Annotated in this window: 16 protein-coding genes and 1 riboswitch; of the genes, 14 read left to right on the forward strand and 2 right to left on the reverse strand. The window is 42.6% G+C overall.

Annotated elements, in window-relative coordinates; genetic code table 11:
* Positions 1–8: 8 nt before the first annotated feature.
* From AB986_RS21775 to AB986_RS22980, 3 genes are read left to right on the forward strand one after another with little or no spacing between them, the layout of a single operon-like run.
* Complete coding sequence (locus AB986_RS21775; RefSeq protein WP_152670985.1) at positions 9–131, forward strand: anti-repressor SinI family protein; 123 nt, start codon at positions 9–11, stop codon at positions 129–131.
* A gap of 12 nt (positions 132–143) precedes the next feature.
* Positions 144–407 (forward strand): hypothetical protein, encoded by a 264-nt coding sequence (locus tag AB986_RS12030; RefSeq protein ID WP_048311395.1) that lies wholly within the window; start codon positions 144–146, stop codon positions 405–407.
* The gene (locus tag AB986_RS22980; RefSeq protein ID WP_161797367.1) at positions 404–730 is read left to right on the forward strand and encodes a DUF5658 family protein; all 327 of its coding nucleotides are present in this window, start codon (positions 404–406) and stop codon (positions 728–730) included. Before AB986_RS12030 ends, AB986_RS22980 begins: the two co-directional genes overlap by 4 nt.
* Before the next feature lie 33 nt (positions 731–763).
* Here the strand turns inward: AB986_RS22980 and AB986_RS12035 are convergent, their stop codons facing one another.
* Complete coding sequence (locus AB986_RS12035; protein ID WP_048311396.1) at positions 764–1,099, reverse strand: helix-turn-helix domain-containing protein; 336 nt, start codon at positions 1,097–1,099, stop codon at positions 764–766.
* 116 nt (positions 1,100–1,215) lie between these two features.
* The gene (locus tag AB986_RS21780) at positions 1,216–1,335 is read right to left on the reverse strand and encodes an anti-repressor SinI family protein (protein ID WP_084006536.1); all 120 of its coding nucleotides are present in this window, start codon (positions 1,333–1,335) and stop codon (positions 1,216–1,218) included.
* Between the two features lie 21 nt (positions 1,336–1,356).
* A riboswitch (cyclic di-GMP riboswitch) is annotated at positions 1,357–1,456 on the reverse strand.
* Between the two features lie 214 nt (positions 1,457–1,670).
* Between AB986_RS21780 and AB986_RS12040 the strand changes: the two genes are divergently transcribed.
* From AB986_RS12040 to AB986_RS12090, 11 genes are all read left to right on the forward strand, one after another.
* Complete coding sequence (locus AB986_RS12040; protein ID WP_053216151.1) at positions 1,671–1,964, forward strand: hypothetical protein; 294 nt, start codon at positions 1,671–1,673, stop codon at positions 1,962–1,964.
* Positions 1,965–2,055: 91 nt separating this feature from the next.
* Positions 2,056–2,823 carry an SDR family oxidoreductase gene (locus AB986_RS12045; protein ID WP_048311397.1) on the forward strand — a complete coding sequence of 256 codons (768 nt, stop codon included), beginning with the start codon at positions 2,056–2,058 and terminating at the stop codon, positions 2,821–2,823.
* A gap of 89 nt (positions 2,824–2,912) precedes the next feature.
* Entirely contained in the window at positions 2,913–3,299 is a 387-nt protein-coding gene (gloA2, locus tag AB986_RS12050; RefSeq protein ID WP_048311398.1) for an SMU1112c/YaeR family gloxylase I-like metalloprotein, read from the forward strand.
* A gap of 185 nt (positions 3,300–3,484) precedes the next feature.
* Entirely contained in the window at positions 3,485–9,013 is a 5,529-nt protein-coding gene (locus tag AB986_RS12055) for an alpha amylase N-terminal ig-like domain-containing protein (protein WP_053216152.1), read from the forward strand.
* A gap of 371 nt (positions 9,014–9,384) precedes the next feature.
* Positions 9,385–10,005 carry a transposase gene (locus tag AB986_RS12060; RefSeq protein WP_236690373.1) on the forward strand — a complete coding sequence of 207 codons (621 nt, stop codon included), beginning with the start codon at positions 9,385–9,387 and terminating at the stop codon, positions 10,003–10,005.
* 45 nt (positions 10,006–10,050) lie between these two features.
* Positions 10,051–10,971, forward strand: coding sequence for a DNA-processing protein DprA (locus AB986_RS12065; protein ID WP_053216153.1), 921 nt, complete (start codon positions 10,051–10,053; stop codon positions 10,969–10,971).
* Between the two features lie 556 nt (positions 10,972–11,527).
* Entirely contained in the window at positions 11,528–15,337 is a 3,810-nt protein-coding gene (locus tag AB986_RS12070; protein WP_048311399.1) for a cell wall-binding repeat-containing protein, read from the forward strand.
* A 179-nt stretch (positions 15,338–15,516) separates the two neighbouring features.
* Complete coding sequence (locus AB986_RS12075; RefSeq protein WP_053216154.1) at positions 15,517–17,982, forward strand: cell wall-binding repeat-containing protein; 2,466 nt, start codon at positions 15,517–15,519, stop codon at positions 17,980–17,982.
* A gap of 148 nt (positions 17,983–18,130) precedes the next feature.
* Positions 18,131–19,750: a cell wall-binding repeat-containing protein gene (locus AB986_RS21180; protein WP_053216155.1), complete on the forward strand. Its 1,620-nt coding sequence runs from the start codon at positions 18,131–18,133 to the stop codon at positions 19,748–19,750.
* A gap of 133 nt (positions 19,751–19,883) precedes the next feature.
* Entirely contained in the window at positions 19,884–22,652 is a 2,769-nt protein-coding gene (locus tag AB986_RS12085; protein ID WP_084006537.1) for a cell wall-binding repeat-containing protein, read from the forward strand.
* 155 nt (positions 22,653–22,807) lie between these two features.
* Positions 22,808–24,694 (forward strand): C40 family peptidase, encoded by a 1,887-nt coding sequence (locus AB986_RS12090; protein ID WP_053216156.1) that lies wholly within the window; start codon positions 22,808–22,810, stop codon positions 24,692–24,694.
* Positions 24,695–24,742: the final 48 nt, after the last annotated feature.

A 24,742-nucleotide genomic window follows, 5' to 3' on the forward strand; every position in this document is an offset into this window, starting at 1 on the left:
GGATGGGAATGAGGACGTATACTGACGAAAAATTGGATGAAGAATGGGTAACGCTTATTTCAATCGCAAAGAAACTTGGACTTTCTAAGGAGGAAGTGAAGCAATTTATAGCCAGTTCCTCGAAAAATTAAGGAGGAATGGAAATGATCCGGTTAGGAAACGATACGTTCGTCTCTTATATTTTAGGAAAAAGAATTAAAGTTATCGCCACAGATCAACTCATGGCTAGCCTTTATATTAATGATGAGTACAAAGGGAAATGTGAATTATCGTTAATATTGAATAAGATTAATTCGTTTGAGATGAAAGAACAGGATATAAAGGGAATGGTACGTGATGAACATAAACTTTATTCTGAGTTAAGTGAAATCATCAAAACCCAGAAGATATCTCCACAACCAGAATGAAGGGGAAGTCCACGTTTCGATTTCTCATTATTTATCTTGGGTGCTGCAACCTTCTTGATGGGTTTGTGACGTTCTTGGGACTTGAGAACGGTTGGATTGAAGAAGTAAATCCCTTAATGAGATCACTGTACGAGTGGCATCCAATTGCCTTTCTATCTTATAAAACAGGTATCTCCCTACTTTTACTTAGTTTTTTACTTTTTAATAAGCAGATTAAATCGGTGATTGTGCGAATTCTTTTAAGCGTTGCGTCCATTATTTATACGTTTTTATTATGTCTACATGCCTACTGGCTACTATTACTCTCTTTTATAGCAACCTAAAAAAGAGCCATCACATTGGCTCTTATATTAATGCTATTGATCGGACCCTTTTTTGGCACGCCATTTGTTAAACTCCAAAAACTCCCTGAACTGATCTTTACTAACGCCAGACTCCATCGCTTCTTTTACAAGCTTTTTCCAATCTGAGTCTAAATCAGTCTGATGAATGGAATCATTGCCTTGAAGCAAGACTTCAACGGATACATCCAGTACGTTTGATATTTTATCAAGGAATTGAATGGAAGGGTTTGATTGAATATTACGTTCGATAGAACTTAAATACGATTTCGCAACATTCGCTCGTTCCGCTAATTCTGAAAGTGATAACCCTTTTCGTAACCGGTACTTTTTAACTTCTTCACCAATCATTTATCGATCCCTCCGATGCCCTTGACAAAATTCTCTGTTATTCATAAGTATACCAGTATGTGATTGTTCCGTAAATAGAACAAAAGCGACAAGTTTATTGTCGCTTTTGTGTCTTCTTACTTCCTTTTTTGCTGTAGAAAGGCATATACTTCCTCGAGTGTTAAACCAAGATCCTTTGCCTCTTTGATCAACTCAACCCATTCACGATCAAGCTTCTCCTGCGTATGTACCCCCATATTAATCCTCCTTGCAAAATTCCAGGTAGTACAGCCATCCTAGAAGTTTCCACCTGATTACTTCCTTAGATCTGATTACTTTGCGTCCAATTCTTTTCAAAATAGGTTGCCTTTGTACTGGAGGATGCCCTGCTAGTTAGTGTGTCATATGAATCAATATCATTATAATAGTTCAAGTATAGTGAAAAATGTGTTGGAATTTGTAATAAATAACCTTTTTTTTATGACTACTTTTGTCATAGGTGTTAAGAACTAGATCAAATTATTATCTTATATCGAATAGTTACTTGTTTTTCGGCAAAAAATACCACTACAACGTACTAGGAGGTAATGGTATGAAGAAGTGGTTATTGTCTCTGTTTACTGTCATGCTTTCGGTTGGAATTCTAGCAGGTTGCTCGAATGCTAATGAGAATGAAGGCCCTGTTGAAGACCCAGAGATGCAGGAGGATTCACAAAAAGACGAAGAGAACATTAACGAGGACAAAGGAACGATTGATGAGGAAGATGATGATAGTATGAATGAAGATGGATCAGAAGAAGGCGATCCAGACGAAGATGGGAATATGGATGAAGGTAACATGGATAAGAACGATGAACAAAAGAGTGATGAGACCGAAGATCAGTAGTAAAGAGTAAAGACCTTTTCGGAGGTCTTTTTTTAAGTTGTCTTAAAAAAAGAGAGAAGTGGGTATAGAGGTGAAAAAGGAGGGATTACATATGAAGAAGGTTGCGATTATTACGGGTGGTGGCTCAGGCATAGGAGCAGCTACAGCAAAGCGATTTGCGAAAGAAGGCATTCGTGTTTGTTTGCTTGATCTAAAAGAAGAGCGTGCAGAGAATGTTAAGGAAGAGATTGTTCGGGACGGTGGGGAAGCTTTTGTATTAGACGTTGATGTATCAGACGAAGAACGAGTGGTTGAAGCATTGGAAACTGTTAAACAGGAATGGGGACACATCGATATTCTATTCAATAATGCTGGAATTAACGGCACACTGAATTCGATTGAAGAGATGAAAGTAGAAGAATGGGACAAAACGATTCATACGAATTTAAGGAGCACCTTTCTAATGGTGAAGCACAGTATTCCTTATATGAAGGAAAGCGGTGGAAGCATCATTATTACTAGTTCCATCAATGGCAATCGCACATTTTCTAATTTTGGGATGTCGGCTTACAGTACTTCAAAAGCGGGACAAGTAGCGTTTATGAAAATGGCAGCGCTCGAGCTCGCGCAATATCGTATTCGTGTTAACGCGATCTGTCCAGGTGCCATTGAAACAAACATCGACCAGAGCACAGATAAAAAGGAAAGCGTGAAAGAAATTGAGATCCCGATAACGTATCCAGAAGGAAGCCATCCCCTAGAGCATAAATCTGGAAGTCCAGAGCAAGTGGCGGATGTCGTGTACTTCCTTGCTTCAGATGCCTCGAGCCATGTGACAGGTACGGCAATGTACGTTGATGGAGCAGAGTCCTTATTATAAGAACCTCATGAACCCGACCCGACGGTTGTCGGGTTTTCGTATTGACGAATAGAATCATCCCTATTATCGTTAAGCGAGAGGTGATGGAAATGTTTACTAAGTTACACCATGTAGCAATAATATGCTCAGACTATGAACGTTCAAAGTCCTTTTATGTGAATACGCTTGGCCTACATCAAATTGAAGAAACGTATCGTGAAGAGCGAAATTCCTATAAGCTTGATTTAGGTGTAGGGGAACATACACGAATCGAATTGTTTTCGTTTCCGAATGCACCTGAAAGACCGAGCTATCCAGAGGCACAAGGATTGAGACATCTTGCTTTTGAAGTGGAGAACCTTGATGAAGCTGTGAGTGTGCTTGTGAGTAAAGGGATAAATTCTCTTGAAAAAATACGACTTGATGAGTTAACGAATAAGAGGTTTACCTTTTTCGCTGATCCAGATGGTTTACCCATTGAATTATACGAAAAGTAGCACAATTTAATGAAAATAAGTTGATTCTTTCCAAATCCTGTGGCAAAATAGATCGTGAAAGCGTTTGCTTACTCTCGGAAAAGACTCGCTTATTTTTTATTTTGTTAATGCAAACGGTTTCCTTCCTTTTGCGAAAGTGTGCAAACGGTTCCACGACTATGTAGGTATTTAAGAGGGGGAAAAGAATGAAACGGCGTAATCGAAGAAAGCTTTCACTGTCACTTGTTATGGTCCTTGTATTGCAGCTTTTAGCTGGTGCTATTCCAGGTGCAAAAGCGGCGGAACAAAGCCCGGTTATTGATGGATCGAGCGCAACGTTTGTTTATGAAGGAGATGGGAGCGAAAGCAAGGTTCTTGTTGCAGGTGATTTTACGAACTGGCAGGACGGAGCTCTTCCACTTGAAAAAGATGAGAACAATGTCTGGCGTATAACGGTTAATGATTTATCGGATGGACAGCATCAATATAAATTTATCGTGGGGGACGAATGGATGAAAGATCCGCTAAATCCAAACGGAAACGATAATAGTACATTTACAATCGGTGAGCCATCTTCTGAAAGAATCGTTACACTTGCAGGAGATTTGCAGGACGAAATGGGTGCAGCGAAGGAATGGGATCCTGCAGCAGAAGAAACCATTATGGAAGCGAAAGGTAATGGATTCTATGAACTCACGGCAGAACTCCCAAAGGGAAATTACGAATACAAAATCGCCATTAACCAATCATGGGGAGAGAGCTATGGAGACGGAGCTAACAATTACAAACTGTCACTCTCTGAAGCTACTAAAGTAACGTTCTACTATCATGATGGAACACATGCAGTGGCTAACTCAACAACGTACACACCAATAACAGAAGAGAAGTCGCCTAGATTAGTAGGTTCGATTCAACCTGCGATTGATGCAGGATCTGAATGGAGTCCAGAAACGTCTACAGCGCTATTTACTGATGACAATTTTGATAACGTCTACTCATTTACAACAAGTGTGCCTAAAGGGAATTATGAATACAAGGTTGTCCTTGGAAATGCGTGGGGAGAAGATTACCCTGCCAATAATGAGAAGCTAAACGTGTTAGAGAAAACGGAAGTGACATTCTTTTTCAATTCAGATTCAAAAGAAGTAAGCACAGATTACAGTGCAAAAGGTTCTGATGGTGCAGTGACTAAAGCGAGTCTTCTACATAATTCATGGGAAGAAGCGTACCGTGCTCCATTCGGTGCAGTGCAAGTAGGTAAGGAAGTAACAATCCGCCTTGCTTCAAAGAAGGATGATTTAACAAAAGCGGACTTGTACTTGAAGAATCAGAATTCAGGAACGAGCATGCTTGTATCAATGGAGAAAACAGCAACGACAGACGGAAAAGATTTCTGGGAAGCTAACGTAACACCTGATGAGAAAGGTCTTTACGGGTACAAATTTATCGTGCGTGATGGATCAGCGAAAGCCGAGTACGGCGAAGATACAAAGCAAGGAGCAGCAGGGAAAGCAGTCGATGCGAATGCTGAATTGTATCAGCTAACAGTGTTTGATCCAGGTTTCGAAACGCCTGATTGGATGAAAGAAGCTGTTGTGTATCAAATTTTCCCAGATCGTTTTAATAACGGAAACAAAGGTAACGATGATGCAAAGGAAAACGCTAGAGGACCTGAACCAATTGAAGATAAAGAATGGGGCGAGCTTCCTGATAACCCAAGACTCAAAGATCAGCCGGGTTATGAGGGTGATGGATTCTGGAGTAACGATTTCTTTGGCGGTGACGTGAAAGGAATTCAGGACAAGCTTGATTATATTCAGTCGCTTGGTGTAAATACAATTTACTTAAATCCAATTGCTGCAGCGGCATCGAACCATAAGTATGATGCAGCTGATTGGAAAGCAATCGATCCAATGTTTGGAACACCAGAAGAATTCAAAGCATTTACAGATGAACTTGAGAAGCGTGATATGCATTTGATTATGGACGGAGTATTCAACCATGTTGGGGATGATTCCGTTTATTTTGACCGATATGGCAAATACGATGTTGTTGGTGCGTATGAATATTGGTCGCGTATTTATGACTTGATGAATGATGAAGAATTAAATGAAGAAGAAGCAAAAACGGAAGCACGAAAGCAGCTTGAAAAGGAAGGTCAGACGTTTAACGACGAGTATGGCTTCCACAACTGGTTCAACATTAAGAATGAGAAAGTCGTCGATGAAAATGGCAACGAACGCTATGATTATCAAGCATGGTGGGGCTACGACTCGCTTCCTGAAGTGAAGAGCATCGACGGAGATGCGGTTGACTACGAAAGTGAATTGAACAATAAGAAATTCTCTGATTACATTATGTATGACAAAGATTCAGCTTCAAAATCGTGGCTAACGAATGGTGCATCTGGCTGGCGTTTAGATGTAGCAAATGAAGTAGACATGGAATTCTGGCGCGAGTTCCGTAAAGAACTTAAGTCAGAAGAGATGGCTGGTGAAGGGGCTACATTGAAAGAAGGAGAAGAGCCGCTTATCCTTGGAGAGATCTGGGACGATGCATCGAAATACTTCCTTGGGGATCAATATGATTCTGTTATGAACTACCGTTTTGAAGGAGCGATTCTCAACTTCTTGAAAAATGGGAATGCAGCTAGCGCGGACGAGCAGTTGATGGCAGTTCAGGAAGATTATCCTGAAGAAGCGTTCTATGCTCTTATGAACTTGATGGGCTCACACGATACGCCACGTGCGATCTATGTGCTTGGTGGTGGAACAGATAGTTATGAACGAGCTGAGTTCGATCCGAAATACGATCATGAACTAGGTGTTAAGCGTCTTAAATTAGCAGCAGTTCTTCAAATGGGTTACCCTGGTGCGCCAACGATTTATTATGGCGATGAAGCGGGTGTCACTGGTTCTAAAGATCCAGATGATCGTCGCACATATCCATGGGGAGATGAAAATGCTGACTTAGTAAAGCATTATCAAAATGCAGGTGCAGTTCGAACAGCGAACGCTGATCTTCTAGCGTATGGAGAGCTAACAACACTGCATGCTGAAGGCGATGTGTATGCATTCGCTCGTACATCTAAAGACGGTGCTGCAGTTATTGCGGTTAACCGTGGCAACAAGGCACAAACGCTTGAACTGAAAGTGGATGATGTTCTGTTAAATAATATTGCGTTCACAGATGGACTAGATAAGGATTATCAGGCTAGCGTGAAAGATGGCAAGTTGAATGTTACAATTCCAGCTATGACAGGACGCATGCTGATCGCAGATAGCGGTCAAAACTTTGAACGTCCAAACGCAGTGAGTGAGCTTAAAGCAACGGCAGGAGAAGGAAGTGCAACCCTTTCATGGACTGGCGATGCAAAGCAATATAAAGTTTATAAATCAACACTTCAGGGTGCAATGTACGAAGAAGTAACCGTTACGGATCAGTTGTCAATGACGATCGATAAGTTAACGAATGGTCAATCTTACTTCTTTGCAGTAACTGCAGTCGATGATGAAGGAAACGAATCGCTGAAAGTGGAAACAACAGAAGCGGCGATCCCTCACATTGAATGGAAAGATGGCAAGTACGAAATCACTCCTGTAACAGCAGTAGATGATCAAGTGCTTGATCTATCAAAAACATTTGCGATTGAAAGTAGCGTTAGAATTGAAGGAGCAACAGAATCAGGCCTTGCAGAAGGATTGATTGCGAAGCTTCAAGTTAAACAAGGAGACGATGATTGGACTGAAAAGCAAGCTACGTATACTGGCCAAGGTGGAGAGAAGGATGCTTATAACAGTTTCAAAGCAGATTTCCGTCCAATTGAAAAAGGCGTATACACGTACCGTCTAGCTTTTTCGACCGATCGCGGAGCAACATGGAAAACAACGAATACAGAAGATGTTGAATTGACTCAGAATGCAGATGATGTGAAAGCTCCTGCAGACGCAGTAAAGCTTGAAACACCAATCCAAGAGTCGGGTCAGGTTACATTAGACTGGACGCTTGAAGGAGCGGATAACCCATATCTTCTTGCAATTGAGCGAAACGGCGAAACAATTGAGCTTTTAGAAGAAGCAGATGCTGTAAGCTATACAGACTTTGCAGTTGAGAACGGTAAAACATACAAGTACAGAGTAGTGGCTTACGATCAGGCTGGAAATCAAACAGTTTCGAACGAAGTGTCGGTTACACCTGATATCGTTATGGTTGATGTGACGTTCAAAGTGCACGCACCAGATTACACGCCACTAAGCGCAAAAGTGACAATGCCTGGAGATCAAAACGGTTGGAGCACAAGCGCTTGGGAAATGTCTCGTAATGGTGCAGTATCTCCAGACTGGGAACTGACGAAATCATTCCCTGAAGGTACAAATTTGACGTACAAGTATACGAAAGGCGAGTCATGGGATCAAGAAGGTCTTGCTGACCACACTCGTAATGATAAGTCAGATGATGATGTGAGCTATTACGGATATGGTGCACAGGGAACTGACTTGAAAGTAACTGTAACAAATCAAGGCGGTAACAAAATGGTCGTCCAGGACGAAATTTACCGTTGGATCGATATGCCTCTTGTTGTAAATTCTCCAGAAAACGGAGCAGTCGTTGAAGGCGATAAAGTAACGTTTAAAGGTAATGCCATTAAAGAAGGCGACCTTACAATCGATGGTGAAAAAGTAAAAGTGAACGACGATATGACGTTCACACACGAAGTAACGCTTAAGAATGGTGAGAACGATATTCCTGTCTCAATCGTACCTTCTGAAGAGAACAAATCCGAAATCTTTAACAACGATGGCGGAGCGATTGCTAAGAACACGAAAGAGTACACATGGAAGGTAACGTCAAATGCAGGTGATCCAGAGCCAAAAGACCCTGAGCGCTTATTCGGAGACGATCGCTATGCAACAGCGGTTGAAATCTCTAAAGCTGGCTGGGACAAAGCGGATACCGTTGTGATTGCGAGAGGAGATAACTTTGCTGATGCGTTAGCAGGAGCACCTCTTGCATACAAACTAGACGCGCCAATTCTTCTTACACGTGAAAAAGGACTTGAGAAGTCTGTGAAAGATGAAATCAAGCGTCTTGGTGCTAAAAAGGCGATTATTCTCGGCGGTACATCAGCTGTACCAAAGTTCATTGCATATCAACTTGAAGGAATGGACTTGAACGTACAGCGTATTTACGGGCAAGATCGATTTGAAACAGCTGCTAACATCCAGGCAAGCCTTGGTGGCAGTCCTGATAAAGCGGTCGTCGCAAACGGAATGAACTTCCCGGATGCACTAGCTGCAGCATCATATGCAGCAGAGAACGGCTACCCGATTCTCTTTGCTAAAAAGGATGAAGTTCCAAAAGCTACGAAGCTAGCGCTACGTAGCGTAGAAGGAACAATCGTTGCTGGTGGAGATGCGGTAATCAGTAAGAAAGTATTTAATAGCTTACCAGATGCGTTGCGCTACGCAGGTGAAAACCGATTTGGAACAGCAGCATCCATTGCGACTGAACTAAATTCATCGAAGAACGTATTTATCGCAACAGGCATGGACTTCGCCGATGCCCTAACAGGATCGGTCCTTGCAGCAAAACAGGATGCAGCAATGCTCCTTGTTAAGCCTGACAAGATGCCAACTGAAACGGCAGAAGCTCTTAAGAAGCTTGAAGCAGATACATTCACAATTCTCGGTGGAACGAGTGCAGTTAGTGATGGTGTTGTGGAGAAGTTGAAGTAGAGAGAGTAATAGCAGCATTGAGCGCAAAATGGGGTCTGGCCCCTGTCTGACCCCATCAAAAGACAAAACAGCGAAAAGTGTCCGCCCCAGACGGACACTTTTTTGCTGTTTTATAGACTTCAAATAGCGATGAGATTATATGTGGTAAGGGGTTTGGAGAGGAGAGGGGGTAGGGGGTCAGGCACGTGCCTGACCCCCTACCCCCTCTCCCTATTACCATCACCTCAAAATTCCTCCAAATGAAATAAAAAATATTTCTGAATAATTTATAAATTAGCTATTCCCAAATTCTTGAAAGGTGGTATACTACAATTATCAACCCCCCGATATAGTAGAAATTCCCCACTTTCCTTGCTAAAGGAGCAATTCGAATGGCTCGTAAAAAACGCAATTGGTTTCCAGGTGCGAAGTATCATATTACTTGCCGAGGGAACCGTAAGGCGCCGTTATTTGAAGAACGAATTGATCGACTGAAGTACTTTGCATTTCTAGAACAAGCTCGTCAGGTATTTCCGTTCCGCCTACACGCATACTGTCTCATGACTAACCATGTGCACCTCTCAATTGAAACCTTCGATCATCCCCCTGGTGAAATCATGAAAGTTCTTAACTCCAATTATGCAAGATATTTCAACGACAAATATGAGTATTCAGGACACGTATTTCAAGGCCGCTATTCCGCTGAACTGCTTGATTCAATGTTATATGAAATTGACGTAAGCAAATACATTCACCTTAATCCAGTTAAAGCCCAGATGGTTGTTAAACCAGAGGACTATGCCTGGAGCAGTTATCGCGCCTATTTTTCATATAAAAAGGATTCACACGCATATCCCGACTACATACTATCACTGTTTGAAAAACCAGCCCGAGAAGCTTACCGCCGTTATATGCACAGTTCGGATCCATTAGCTCCACCAGAACTAAAAAAGCAACTGCCTACTTTTAGTGGCAAACGAATCTACTTACTTACAAATCTTCCTGAATGGTAGGAAGAACCTCTTTTTGAAAACTACTTGTGAAAGAGATGTGAATGAATGGAGCGCTGGATCTGGCTTAGTTCAATTCCGCATATTGGACCAGTAACGCAAAAGAAGCTGCTGGCTGTATTTGGAAGTCCCGAACGAGTCTATCATGCCTCTCCTGCTGAACTTCAAGAAGTAAAAGGAATCTCACAGCGTGCTCGTGAAGCGATACTAGCAGCACGGTCATTAGAGAAACCGAAACGCATTCTTGAACTTGTTTATCAAAAGGAGATCTGGCTGTTACCCCGAGATGACCCGCTGTATCCTTATTACGCAAAAGATGTACCTGAATCACCCGTTCTTTTGTATTACAAAGGCCTTATCCAGCCACAATTCCCTTCCGTAGCCATTGTTGGTTCACGCACGTGTTCCAATCAAACAAGGTTTGCTACTGAAGAATTAGCCTACAAGCTCTCAAGCCTTGGTATACCCGTTATAAGCGGTCTCGCAAAAGGAGTCGATCAATACGCTCACGTAGCCTGCCTCGCGAATCGTGGGCGTCCGATAGCCTTTGTTGCACATGGTGTCGATGACTGTTACCCGAAAGAGCACCGCTCGCTCTTCGAAGCCATCATTGATCAGGGTGCTGTTATCTCCCCGTATCCACCTGGCACAGCGCCCAAGCCGAAGCAATTCATCCAGCGAAACGCGCTCATTAGCGCATGGTCAAGTCATGTTGTCATTATGGAAGCTGAAGTGAAAAGTGGTGCCATGACGACAGCACACTTTGCAGAGAAGCAAGCAAGAAAAGTCTTTGCCTTCCAAAACAATGACAGTCAATCGTCTCATGGACTAAATCATTTATTATCAAAAGGTGTTCACCCTTATGTAAGCGCTACCTCCTTTATTAGTCGATTGGAGTTCCAAGCGTCAATAATAAGGAAAGAAATCGAGATTCCCATAGTCTCTGAAATACCAAACGATCATAATTAACAAATCTACTTAATAAAACCCCGTATTGATCCCTCAAGGATCTTCAAGATCCATCTTCCCTACCAAGAGCATGATGGCTTCCAACCCATCAGGGAAAGATGAAAGATAGAAGAAGATAAACCTGCCTCTCAACCACCAAATCGAGCCATCGATAAGGTGGTTTTTTTAATGTCCGGAATACGATACGATTTAGGTCTTTTGATCTGGGTTTTGAACGACAGAATAATTGAATCAATTCCCTATAATTCTATAGTTGTATAATGATTTAATAAAATCTATACATTGTGCAGAGGTTCATAAGTAAGGAAAAGAAGTATTTTAATAGTGTCCTCCCAGCGTGGACAAAACGCGCTAAATGGGGCGATTTGTCTTTAAGGGGGGTCAGGCACGTACCTGACCCCCCCCTCTTGACCCCCCCTCTCAAAACACGAAGAAAGCGTATTCAACTATTAGACTATTTACGCTATTTTTACACATCTAGGTCGAAAGATATTGTATACTGACAATTGGTGGTAGTAACACCAAAATTCGACTACATATCCGGGGGGAATAAAATTTGGAACGAAGGTCAACACGTCGTTTAATGAGCGTTGCGCTCATTTTCTCAATGGTTCTTAGCTTTTTCGCATTACCAGTTTCACAATATGCTTCTGCTGAGGGAACCATTTCCGTAAGTGAAGCGATCGCAAACAATACTGGTTCTGCAACAGTAGAAGGTTATATTGTAGGAACCACGTCAAGTGGACCATCTTATAACTTAGATGATCCGAATAATGTGAAAACAAACATCGCTATTGCAGATTCTGCAGATGAAACAAAAGCAGAGAACATTCTACCTGTTCAGTTACCTAATAACAATCTACGAACAGAACTCAACCTAGTCGATCATCCCGAAAATAAAGGAAAGAAAATCCAGATCACCGGAAGCCTCGAAGCATACTTCGGTGCACCGGGTCTTAAAAATCCATCAACGTACACATTCCCTGATAGCACAACCCCAGACCCTGACCCTATTAAACTCTCAACAATAAATGAAGCACGACAAGAAGCAAAAAACACACAAGTTAAAGTAAAAGGGATCGCAACAGCAGCATTTGAAGCTGGTGGTCAAACGAACCTCTTTATTCAAGATGAAACAGCTGGAATTATCATTCGCGCAGCTGGGATCACAGCTAAGCCTGGTGATGAAGTAACAGCTCAAGGTTCAATCACTGATTTCTACGGCATGGAGCAAATCCAAGCATCATCTGTAGAGAATACAACTCCTGATAAAGGAATTCCATCTCCGCAGTCTCTTAAGTCAACGGATCTATCAAAAGATAATGGTGAGCAGCACGAAGCCGAATTCACAGAGTTTACTAACGTTAAAGTTGAATCTGTCGACAGCAATGGAAACTTCACTGCAACAGACGATACTGGTGAATTTGTCCTTAAGCCTAACGACAAAACGTTACTTGAAGTTGGAACAACCTACGAGATCATAAAAGGCGTAATCGATTATAACTATAATGAATACAAACTCGTACCTCGTAACGCAGCAGACGTTATTGAAAAAGCATTCTCTGTTACAGCAAATCCGAAAGCGGGATCTGTAGTAGAAGGCACGAAAGTAACACTTGCGACAGCTGAAGATGGTGCAACAATTCATTACACAACCGATGGTAGTGCACCAACGGCTAGTAGCACGGAATACACAGCTCCAATCGAACTAACGAATAACATGACAATCAAAGCCGTTGCAGCAAAAGACGGTAACACTAGTGAAGTCGCTACTTTTGAATACAAAGTCCTCAAATCAGCAGATGGAATCAGCATTCATGATATCCAAGCTGCAGACCACACATCTCCATACGAAGGTATGGCCGTTACGAAAGTAGAAGGAATCGTAACAGCGAAAAAGGGTTCAAACGGTTTCTACATGCAAGAAGAGCAACCAGATGATAATGAAGCAACATCAGAAGGTATTTATGTTTATAAAAGCGGTGGCGCTGGCGTTCAAGTTGGCGATCGAGTTGAAGTAGATGGTCAAGTAAAAGAGTGGAGAGAAGATGGTTACAGCGACGCAAAAGATCTTCTAACAACTCAAATTACAGCATCAAGCGTGACAGTTGCTTCTTCTGGTAACACACTTCCAGAAGCAATTGTTATAGGAGACGATCGTACGCCTCCAACTGAAGTGATTGAAGACGACAAGATGACAACATTCGATGCTGCAACGGACGGACTTGATTTCTATGAAAGTCTTGAAGGCATGCTCATCGAAATTCCTGATGCAACCATTTCAGGTCCAGTGAAATACGATGAACTTCCAGTGTACGTGAATGCAAGTTCTGATCAACTTTTCACACGTGCAGATGGCCTATTAATTTCACCAGAAGATTACAACCCTGAGCGTATGCTCATTGATGTAGACGGTATTGATATTGATGTAACGACAGGTGATCGATTAGATGGCTCTGTTACAGGTAACGTAAGCTACGATTACGGCAATTTCAAAATTCGTCCAACAGGTACGTTCCCTACTGTTATCGACGGTGATACAGAGCGTGAAGTAACGACAATTGAATCTTCAGAAGGCGATTTAACTGTAGCAACATACAACATCGAGAACTATTACAACGGTGTTGGGGAAAGCAAAACAGCGAAGATTGCTGATTCAATCGTAAACAATATGAAAACACCTGATATTATCGGCCTCATTGAAGTACAGGACAACAATGGTCCGACTGACGACGGCACAACAGATGCAAGTGAATCTTACAAAACAATCATTAAAGCTATTGAAGAAGCGGGCGGGCCTACTTATAAGTTTACTGATATCGCACCAGCAAACAAAGTAGACGGCGGGCAGCCTGGCGGAAACATTCGCGTTGGTTTTATCTACAATCCAGAGCGCGTTGATTTTCCAGAGAAAACAGCTGGCGATGCAGCATCTTCAGTAGGTGTTGATGCGAATGGCCTAACACTTAACCCAGGGCGCATCGATCCTACAAACGAAGCATTCGAAAGTTCTCGTAAGCCACTTGCTGCAGAGTTTGAATTTAATGGTGAAAAAGTCGTTGTTGTAGCGAACCATTTCAACTCAAAAGGCGGCGATGGCGCACTATTTGGTGCAGAGCATCCAGTTGTTCTTGGTAGTGAAGTTCAGCGTATGGAACAAGCGTCAATCGTTAATGGATTTGTGAAAGACGTTGTTTCAAACATGGACGATGCAAATGTTGTTGTTCTAGGTGACTTGAATGACTTCGAATTCTCAACACCAATCAATACGCTTGAAGGTGACGTGCTAACAAACATGATGGAGAAATTACCATCTGAAGAGCGCTACACTTACGTATACCAAGGAAACTCTCAAGTTCTTGATCATATTCTCGTATCAAACAATCTAGCAAAACGTACTACAATCGATAGCATTAACATCAATGCTGATTTTAGCGAAGAAGATGGACGTGCGAGTGACCATGATCCAGTTCTAGCGAAGATTCAAATGGAGAATAAGGTTGACCGTACAGCTGGTGAAGACCGCTACGAAACGGCGATTGAGATCTCCAAAAAAGGATGGGACAAGGCGGATACGATTGTTCTTGCAAGAGGCGACATGTTCCCTGACGCACTTGCTGGCGCACCGCTAGCTTACAAGCACGACGCACCGATTCTTTTAACAGAGAAATACGAGCTAAGTTCTGCTCTAAAGAAGGAAATTGATCGTCTAGGTGCTGAAAAAGCGATTATTCTTGGTGGCCCTGCCGCTATTTCTACGTACACTGAATACTCGCTGAAAAGTCTTGGGCTTAAAGTGGAACGCGTTGGCGGAGAAGATCGTTATGAAACAGCAGTGAACATCGCAGCTAAGCTTGGTGGAAATCCGGACAAAGCAATTCTTGCAAGTGCCCGTAACTTCCCGGATGCCCTTTCTGTTGCTTCCTATGCAGCTAAAAATGGTTATCCAATTGTTCTTACAGAGAAAGAACAATTACCAACCGTTACGAAAAAGATTCTTAATGGAACCGACGAGCAAATTGTCGTTGGCGGAGAAGACGTTATTAGCCCAAAAGTGTACGATCAGTTAACAAACGCTGTCCGCTATAGCGGAAAAGACCGCTATGCAACATCAGCCGCTATCGCTACGGTTCTTACACCGAACGCTGATACAGCAATCGTTGCAACAGGACTTAAGTTTGCCGATGCACTTGCTGGATCTGTACTTGCTGCAAAAGAAGATGCAGCGATTCTACTTGTGAAACAAAACGACATTCCAGATCCAATCTCAGATGCGATTCAAGAAAGTGATATCAATAACTTCCATATTCTTGGGGGAACAAATGCGGTTAGTGACGATGTTATGACTGAACTAAAAGGAAAATAAGTGAGGAAATAGGCGGGGGAATCCGCCTTTCCTTACCCTATGAAACTAGTCTTAAAGAATGAGTTAGAATTTGTTAAATGTTCCAATAAAGGGACCATTAACCTAGTAATCTGTTATATAATGAAAAAAGGGTAAATTCCGACAAAAATAGAGTTTTCGAAAGGGAAGGGATTACGTACATGAACATGAAAAAACCTCTTTTTGGCGTCTTATCAACAGCTGCACTAGCAATGGCAATTGCTGCAGCACCATCAGCTCCTGTAGAAGCAGCACCTGGAGATTTTGATCTTACAATTATGCATACAAACGACACGCATGCGCATCTTGATAATGCACCTAGACGACTAACTGCAGTAGAGGAAATTCGCGCTGCACGTGCGAACACGATTCTATTAGATGCTGGTGACGTATTCTCTGGAACGCTATTTTTCAATAAATACAAAGGCCTTGCTGACGTACAATTCATGAACATGATGAAATACGATGCGATGGTACCAGGAAACCATGAATTCGATGAAGGTCCAAAAACATTCTCTGAATTCGTACAGCAAACCAAATTCCCAATCGTAAGCTCGAATATTGATTATAGTAAAGATCCTTATCTCGCTCCTCTTTATAAAAATGAAATGGCGATGACAGGCGATGATGGCACGATTTATCCAGCAGTGATCCTTGATGTAAACGGGGAAGAAGTTGGTGTGTTTGGTCTAACGATCGAATCAACTGACGAGCTATCAAGCCCTGGAGACACCATTTCATTCCTAAACCATCAAGAGCAGGCTGAGAAGATGGTTAAGATGTTCCAAGATAAAGGAATTAACAAAATTGTAGCTCTTACACACCTTGGTAAGACTGTTGAAGTAAAGCTTGCTGAAACGGTTAAAGGCATCGACGTTGTTGTAGGTGGACATAGCCATACGAAGCTTGAAGATGCAGTTGTTGTAAATGAAGACAAAGAGCCAACACTTGTTGTACAAGCTAATGAATATAGCAAGTACCTTGGTGATCTACAAGTAACGTTTAATGCAGACGGCGTTCTAACGGAATGGGATGAGAAGCTTCTAGACCTAAGCACTAGTAAAGATAATGAGAAAATTTACGAAGCTGACCCAGAAGCACAGAAGCTTTTCGAAGAACTAAAAAAACCGCTTGAAGAAATAGAGAAGAAAGTAGTCGGAGAGTCAACGGTTTACTTAGATGGAAAACGTGGTTCGGTTCGATCTGGTGAAACAAACCTTGGTAACTTGATTACAGACGGCATGCTGTTTAAAGCACAGCAGTTCACAGATGCAACGATCGCAATTACGAACGGTGGAGGCATCCGTGAATCGATTGATAAAGGACCTATTACGTTAGGTGAAGTGTTGACTACAATGCCATTTGGTAACAACCTTGTTACGATTGATCTTACTGGTGAAGAAATTATTGCTACTCTTGAGCACGGAGTAAGTGGACTAGAAACAGGTCAAGGGCGATTCGCTCACGTATCTGGAATTAAATATGCGTTTGATAAAGATCTTCCTGTAGACGGACGCATTCTAGATGTGAATGTGAAAACTGATGAAGGCTATGTAGATATCGATCCAGACGCGACGTACACTGTTGCAACAAACGCCTATATCGCTGAAGGCGGAGACGGTTATGATGTAATGGGCCAAGCGGCTTCAGAAGGACGTATCGAACAACTTAACTTCGTTGACTATGAAGTGTTCACTGAGTATCTTGAAGAAATTGGAACGGTGAAGCAAACAGATGAAGCACGTATCGTTGAAGCAGATGTTGAACGAGTAGAAGGTGAGAACCGCTACGAAACATCTGTCAAAATCTCGCAAGAAGGATGGGAGTCGGCTGATACAGTTGTGATCGCACGAGGCGATTCATTCCCTGATGCACTTGCAGGCGCACCACTTGCATACAAGTATGACGCTCCAATTCTACTAACTGAAACGGGTTCACTGAACTCTCTAGTTAAAGAAGAAATCAAACGCCTTGGTGCAGAGAAAGTGATTATCCTAGGTGGAAACAGTGCTGTTAGTAACTATGTTGAATTTCAGCTTGAAGGAATGAAGCTTGATGTTGACCGTGTAGAAGGTGAGAACCGCTACGATACAGCAGCGAACATTGCAGCATTACTCGGTGGCTCACCAGATAAAGCGATTGTTGCAAACGGAAGAAACTTCCCAGATGCGCTTGCAATCGCTCCGTACGCAGCAAGAATGGGCTACCCTATTCTTCTAACAGAAGCAGATGACATCCCACGTGAGACGAACAACGCTCTTATAAGCATCCGAGATGCAATTGTCGTTGGTGGAGAGCAAGCTGTTAATAAGGACTTGGATGATCTTCTTGGAACTTCTGCACGCTATGCAGGCGAGAACCGCTTCGGAACAGCAGCTGAAATTGCAACAGAGCTCAATTCATCTGCTCGTGTCTACGTTTCTACTGGAATGAACTTTGCTGATGCGCTTTCTGGATCCGTACTTGCGGCGAAGAAAAATGCAGCGATGCTTCTAGTTAAACCGGATATGCTTCCAAAAGAAACAGCAGAAGCAGTTAGCGAACTAGAAGCATACGACTTCCGCGTCCTTGGTGGAGAAGATGCTGTAGGACCAGATGTCGTAACGAAGCTTCAAAATCAAAAATAAATTTTTCTGAAGCACAGAGCCTTGTCTCTGTGCTTTTTTATGTGAAATGAACTTAAATTAAAAAATAGCAAGCAGGGATACAGGAAAGAATAGCCAATACTATATACTGACATTCGTAATAACGAATGGAATATGGGGAGGGATAAGATTGAAGGTAAGTATAAACAGTCGTCTACTACTGTCGTTACTACTTGTCATCGCCATGCTCGTACCAACGCAAGCTTTTGCTACAATTGGATCGGAAGAGGAAAAGAATGTTCACTATGCAGCCTTAGGAGATTCCATTACGGCTGGAGTCGATTTCAATAACAAGATTGGCTTAAGCTTTGCAGACTACATAGCGCAGGACCTGCAACGTGTGGAACTGTTGGGGAGTTTTGAGAAACCTTACGCTGTGCCAGGTGCCACAACAATGGATTTATTGACTGCCCTTTCACAACCTGAGATGCAGTTTAAGCTTCAATCGACTAATATGATTACAATCTCGATTGGTGCGAACGATTTTCTTCAGGTGCTTAAGACAGAGCCAGAACGATTGAAAGATCCACTTGAAGTTGCCGAAATCATGAAACAATTGACTGAAAACTACGCAACAAGCATGCACATTATCCGCAAAGTAAATCCGACTGCCCAAGTTTATTTAATGGGTTACTATAATGGTTTCTACGCCTATCCTGAAGAACAACAACAACCACTTATCCAACTCACAAATACCGTTAACGAAATTATTAAACAAATTGCTCTCGCAACGAACAGCTACTATGTTCCTACTTTTGATAAAATAGCCGAAGACTACCCAACGTACTTACCTAATCCAAGTAACGTTCACCCATCACCAGCAGGTTACATGGCGATAGCAGATGAATTTTGGAAGCAAATTCGTACCAATCTACCAGTGAGCACAACGCGTATAGCTGGTGAGAACCGCTACGAAACGGCTATTAAAATTTCACAAGCTGGATGGAAGGAATCTGCCCAGTCTGTCATCTTAGCTCGTGGAGATGACTTCCCAGATGCACTTTCTGGTGCTCCGCTTGCGTATGACGCAGACTCACCAATCTTACTCACTCACTCTCATAAGTTAGATCCAAATGTAAAAGAAGAAATCTTCCGACTAAACCCTCAAGTGGTATATATCCTTGGAGGTGACGTGGCTATCTCACCTGAAGTTGAACAGGAAATTATAGACATGGATATTAAAACCCACCGATTTGGTGGAGCGGACCGCTATGAAACATCAGCTTTAATTGGAGCCTATCTTCCATCATCAGACACAGCGGTTGTTGCTAATGGAACGAAATTTCCTGATGCCCTAGCCGTTGCTTCATACGCAGCTGAGAATGCGTATCCTATCATTTTAACGAAGCAGAATGAAATGCCGAAAGCTTCTGCTAAGCTATTAAAGAACTATCCTAAGAGCCTAGCAATCGGAGGAACTGCTGTTATTTCTGAAGATCTTTTTAACACATTACCGGATGCAACACGGTATGGCGGAGCGGATCGCTATGAGACGGCTTCTATTATTGCAAGGGAACTGAACCCTTCTTATAAAGCGTTTGTTTCAACGGGTCTCGAGTTTGCTGATGCCCTAACAGGAAGCGTGCTTGCAGCAAAAACGGAAAGTAGCTTCCTTCTCGTTCATCCTGAAAAGATGCAGGATGCCGTGCTTCAAGCGAAGGAAGATCTAGGAATCTATCATTTCACGATCCTTGGAGGACCGAAAGCTGTTAGCCCTTCAATCGAAACAGAGCTTCAAGGCGTAAAGTAAACCGATTATGAGAGGACAGCATAGGGCTGGCCTCTTTTTTCTCCTAAAAGCTGCTGAATTATGGAAAACTTTTACTCGCTAATGGTAGACTAGTAAAGTATCAGATTCGGGGACGAATGACCTTAGGGGGAAGATGATGAGAAAAAGCGCATACGGTTTTGGAGTACTATTATGTAGCCTTTTGTTAGTGCTTGTGTTTTCGGGTAATGTGAACGCCACGCCAGCAAGAGAAGAAACGAAACAGCTAGTTCAACCATCAGGTGAGACTTTTGAAGCAACATTGAATGGAAATGAGAACCTGAACTGGTGGACGACAGAAGATGCTTCAGTGATCAAAATAGGGAACGATAACTACTGGTATTATGCAAAAATTGTGGATCAAGACCTACAACTAACAAATGCCAAGTATGCGATTGATGAAAAACCCTCTGATGCAGCAGATCTTAAGGAAGTGTTGAAGCTAGAGCCCGGTCATAAACTGATGGCAAAGCCGAAAGACATTCCAACTAACGATCAAGTAGAATTACTTAGCGCAAGCGAACATCCAACGCTTGTGTTATTAGTTGAATTTAATGATGTGAAAATAAAAAATAAAGAAGCTGATTGGAACAAACGCTTTTTCGGTTCTTCAGGTAGTACATTGAATAATTATTTTGATGAAGTTTCTGATGGGAAACTTCAGTTCAAAGCAGCAGGCGAAACAAGTGGGGTAGTAAATGATGGTGTTGTGAAAGTGTCGATTAACAAAAACCACCCTCGTCCTGAAGGAGCTTATAATCAAAACGAGCTTTACACTCAACTATTTAAAGATGCCGTTGCAGCTTCCAATGCAAAAGTGAACTACGCACAGTTTGATCAGAACAAAGATGGTTACCTATCATCAGAAGAATTACATATTGTGACCATCGTTGCCGGTGGCGAAGCAAGCTATGGTGATGAAGGAAGAGTGGTATGGGGTCATATGACCAATTTGTACGATGGTCAAGCACCTCGTCTTGATGGTGTGAAAATTGGTGCCTACTTAGCAAATGGTGGTTATACCATGTTTGGTGAGAATCATGGAGATCACATGGCGACGGTTGGAATTATTGCTCACGAGATGGGCCATGATCTTGGCTTACCAGATCTATATGATTACGATAATTCCTCCTTTGCAGTTGGCGTTCATAGCCTTATGGGTGGCGGTACATGGACAACTGCGAATGGGAAAGACATTGGAGAGTACCCAGCGCATCTGGATGCCTGGTCTAAGATGGTGTTAGGATTCGTCAAACCTGTTGAGGTTCAAGACAATGGAACGTATCAAGTGGCGAATTTTATCGCTAACAATTATTCCGTTCTTAAGCTGAAAACAACAGACGAGTCGGAATACTTCTTAGTTGAAAATCGCCAGTTCAAAGGATTCGATATCGGGCTAGCGGAATACGTTGCCTCACCGGGTATCGCCATCTGGCATATTGATGAAGATCAATTTTCTAACGGAATGAATAACCTGGACGAAACGTATAAAGCGGTTGATTTAGAAGAGGCAAATGAAAGTAGACTCGGTTATCCTGAACTTGATCAAGATCCAGAGCAATATCCTTACGTGTACTATGATCATTACTTTAGTGGGAATGGATATGCTCAGTTTACGAACTCATCGAAACCGAATAGTAAACGATACGGTGGATCCAATTCGAGCGTCTCCGTAACCGTTATTGATTCAAATCGCGATTCAATGGCCGTGTCTGTGAAAGTACCAAATGGAGAAGATAAAAGTCCGCCAGAATGGCCAACAAGCGCGAAATTAACTTCATCCTCTATTACGAATAGTACGATTACATTGAATTGGCCATCAGCAACGGATCCATCAGGAATAGCTTCCTATATCATTTATAAGAATGGTAGTTTCTTAAAAGAAGTAAGCGCAACGACGAAAAGTTTAAAAGTACAAGGTCTAGCAACAAATAAAGAGTACTCGTTTAAAGTAGAAGCGGTTGATAAAAAAGGATATGTGACCGGTAATGGTCCATCTCTTAAGACGAAAACATCCGCAACGACAACGCTTAGAATCGAAGGGTTAAATCGATTTGAAACAGCAGCTAAAATTAGTAAAGATACGTTCAACGTAGCGGAAACAGTCGTTATTGCAAGAGGATATGATTTTCCAGATGCCCTTTCAGGTGCACCGCTTGCTTATCAATTGAATGCACCAATTCTATTAACGAGAACAGATCGTTTACCAAAGGAAACTGCTGACGAAATCAAGCGCTTGAAAGCGACGAAAGCGATCATCCTTGGAGGAGAGAATGCGATCTCACCTTCAACAGAGAGTGCGATTAAGTCACTTGGAGTAACGATCGAACGCATTAGTGGTGAGAACCGCTATGATACGTCAGCCAAGATTGCGAAGCGAATGGGCGGGGACCCTGCTTATGCGGTTGTTGCGTACGGCCGGAATTTCCCTGATGCGCTAGCAATCGCTCCTTATGCCGCAAAAATGGGCTATCCAATTCTATTAGTAGAAAGCGACAAGGTACCAACAGCAACGAGTAAGGCGCTCGCAACGATTAACGACACAATCGTCGTTGGTGGAGATCAGGTAATCACGAGCAAGGTATACAATAACCTTCCTTCACCAGAGCGGATTAGCGGTGAGAACCGTTTTGGAACGGCTGCAGCGGTGAAAGCCAAGTATTACACCGACTCTAAAACGACGTATCTCGCAAATGGATATGGTTTTGCTGACGCCCTAACAGGATCGGTTCTTGCAGGTAAGCAGAATGCGCCTCTGCTACTTGTCAAAACGACTAGCATTCCATTAGAAACCAGTGATGCAATCAAGAACATAACTGATTTTAGAATATTAGGTGGAGAAGCGGCCATTAATAAAAGCGTGGAAAATATGCTTTTCAAATAGTAGAAAATGAGGGAGATACAGGTAATTTCACCTGTATCTCTTTTTTTTGGAAAAAATAACAGGATATCCGTTAAACTTTGTTGAATAATAGCCGATAGTATAAGCAAAGTGTCGATATTTGGGGCAACAACTTAATTGGAATGAGGAGGATCTGGATGCAACCTTCATTGGTCAAGAAAGCAATAACTGGTTCTGCGTTTGTAGCTGGAGTGATGTTTGTTCAACCTGATGGTGCAGAAGCAGCGTTTGGGAATCAAGAGCTTAAGAAAGGCATGAACAATCAAGATGTTAAAGTGCTACAAGATGTATTGAAGGCGAAGGGGTATTTTACATATCACACCTCAACAGGGTACTACGGTCCCATTACCGAAGATGCGGTAGGTAAGTTTCAGCAGGCAGTTGGCTTAAACGTAACAGGCGTCGCAACAACAGATACGCTGAAGGCGCTTGGTGCAAAAACAGTAAGCAAATCATCAGCACAGTCTTCGTCCTTACAGGTTGGCTCAAGAGGTCAGCAGGTTACGAATCTGCAGTCAGCGCTCAAAGACAAAGGCTACTACGCTTACAACGTAGACGGAATCTACGGTCAGATTACCAAAAAAGCAGTTCAAGATTTTCAACGAGAGAAAGGTCTCTCCATAACAGGTAAAGCAGATGCAGCAACGTTGAATGCGTTAGCGTCAAGCACAGCTCACTCTAACTCAAAACCATCTAGTTCTTCTTCAGACATTACAATTGGAATGCGTGGTAGTGCAGTGACTGATCTTCAGTCAAAGCTGAAATCAAAAGGGCATTACAACTACAAGGTAGACGGGATTTTTGGGAAAATCACACAGAAAGCTGTGCAGAACTTCCAGAAATCAGCCGGGTTATCACAAACAGGCGTTGCAGACAGCAAAACGCTAGCTGCTCTTTCTAAAAACGAAACAGGTAAGCAGGAGGCAGCGGTTTCTGGACTAACGATCGGATCACGCGGAAGCTCAGTTTCTTCCCTTCAGCAATTGCTAAAAGATCGCGGTTATTATAACGATTCGATCGATGGGATCTTTGGTAATAATACGCAGAAGGCCGTTAAAGAGTTTCAAAGTATCGTAGGCTTGTCTGTAACTGGGGTTGCTGACGACAAAACGATCGACTCGCTGAAATCGAGAAGCAACCAACAAACCGTAACGGTTTTAAAAGTAGGATCGAAAGGCAATGCCGTTACAGATTTACAAAACAAGTTGAAAAAAGCAGGCACGTTCCATGTTGAGGCGACAGGCTATTTTGGACCTGTAACTGAGAAAGCGGTCAAGGACTTCCAGAAAGCAAAAAAACTGCAGGTAACAGGAACTGCAACGAAGGAAACAATGGATGCGCTTGACGGCTCGACAGATAAGGTTGTCACACCACCGTCAACAGGTGAAGACCAGGGCGATCTTCTAAAGAAGGGCTCAACTGGCTCACTCGTGAAAGAGCTTCAATCGAAATTAAAAGCAATTGGACTCTATTCGGGACCACTTGATGGCGACTTTGGGAACGGAACTGATGCGGCTGTACGATCATTCCAGTCGCGTAACAAGCTCACGGTCGATGGTGTGGTTGGCCCTTCTACATGGGAAAAGCTCAAGCAATCAACTGGTTATGAAGGTACAGGAAATTCGAATACGGGTAGCAATAACGGATCTTCGAACGCAAGCTTCAGCGTAATGGATCTCATCGCTGATGCATCTGTATACATAGGTGTACCGTACGTTTGGGGCGGAAATACCCCAACGCAGGGCTTCGACTGTAGTGGCTTCCTCGTTCATGTATTTAAAAAACAAGGCATTTCTCTGCCTAGAACAATGGCGCAAATGTGGAACGTCACAACTGCCGTCAGCTCACCATCCGTTGGTGACATCGTGTACTTCACAACATACAAACCAGGTGCCTCACACGGCGGCATCTACATCGGAAACAATAAGTTCATACATGCTGGATCTTCAACCGGAGTGACCATTAGTGACATGAACTCAAGCTACTGGAAACCAAGGTATCTTGGAGCGAAGCGGGCGCATTGATTTTATTTATTTTATAATGGGGGTCAGGCACGTGCCTGACCCCCTATA

Source organism: Guptibacillus hwajinpoensis (assembly GCF_001039475.1).
Classification (GTDB): Bacteria; Bacillota; Bacilli; order Bacillales; family Guptibacillaceae; genus Guptibacillus; species Guptibacillus hwajinpoensis.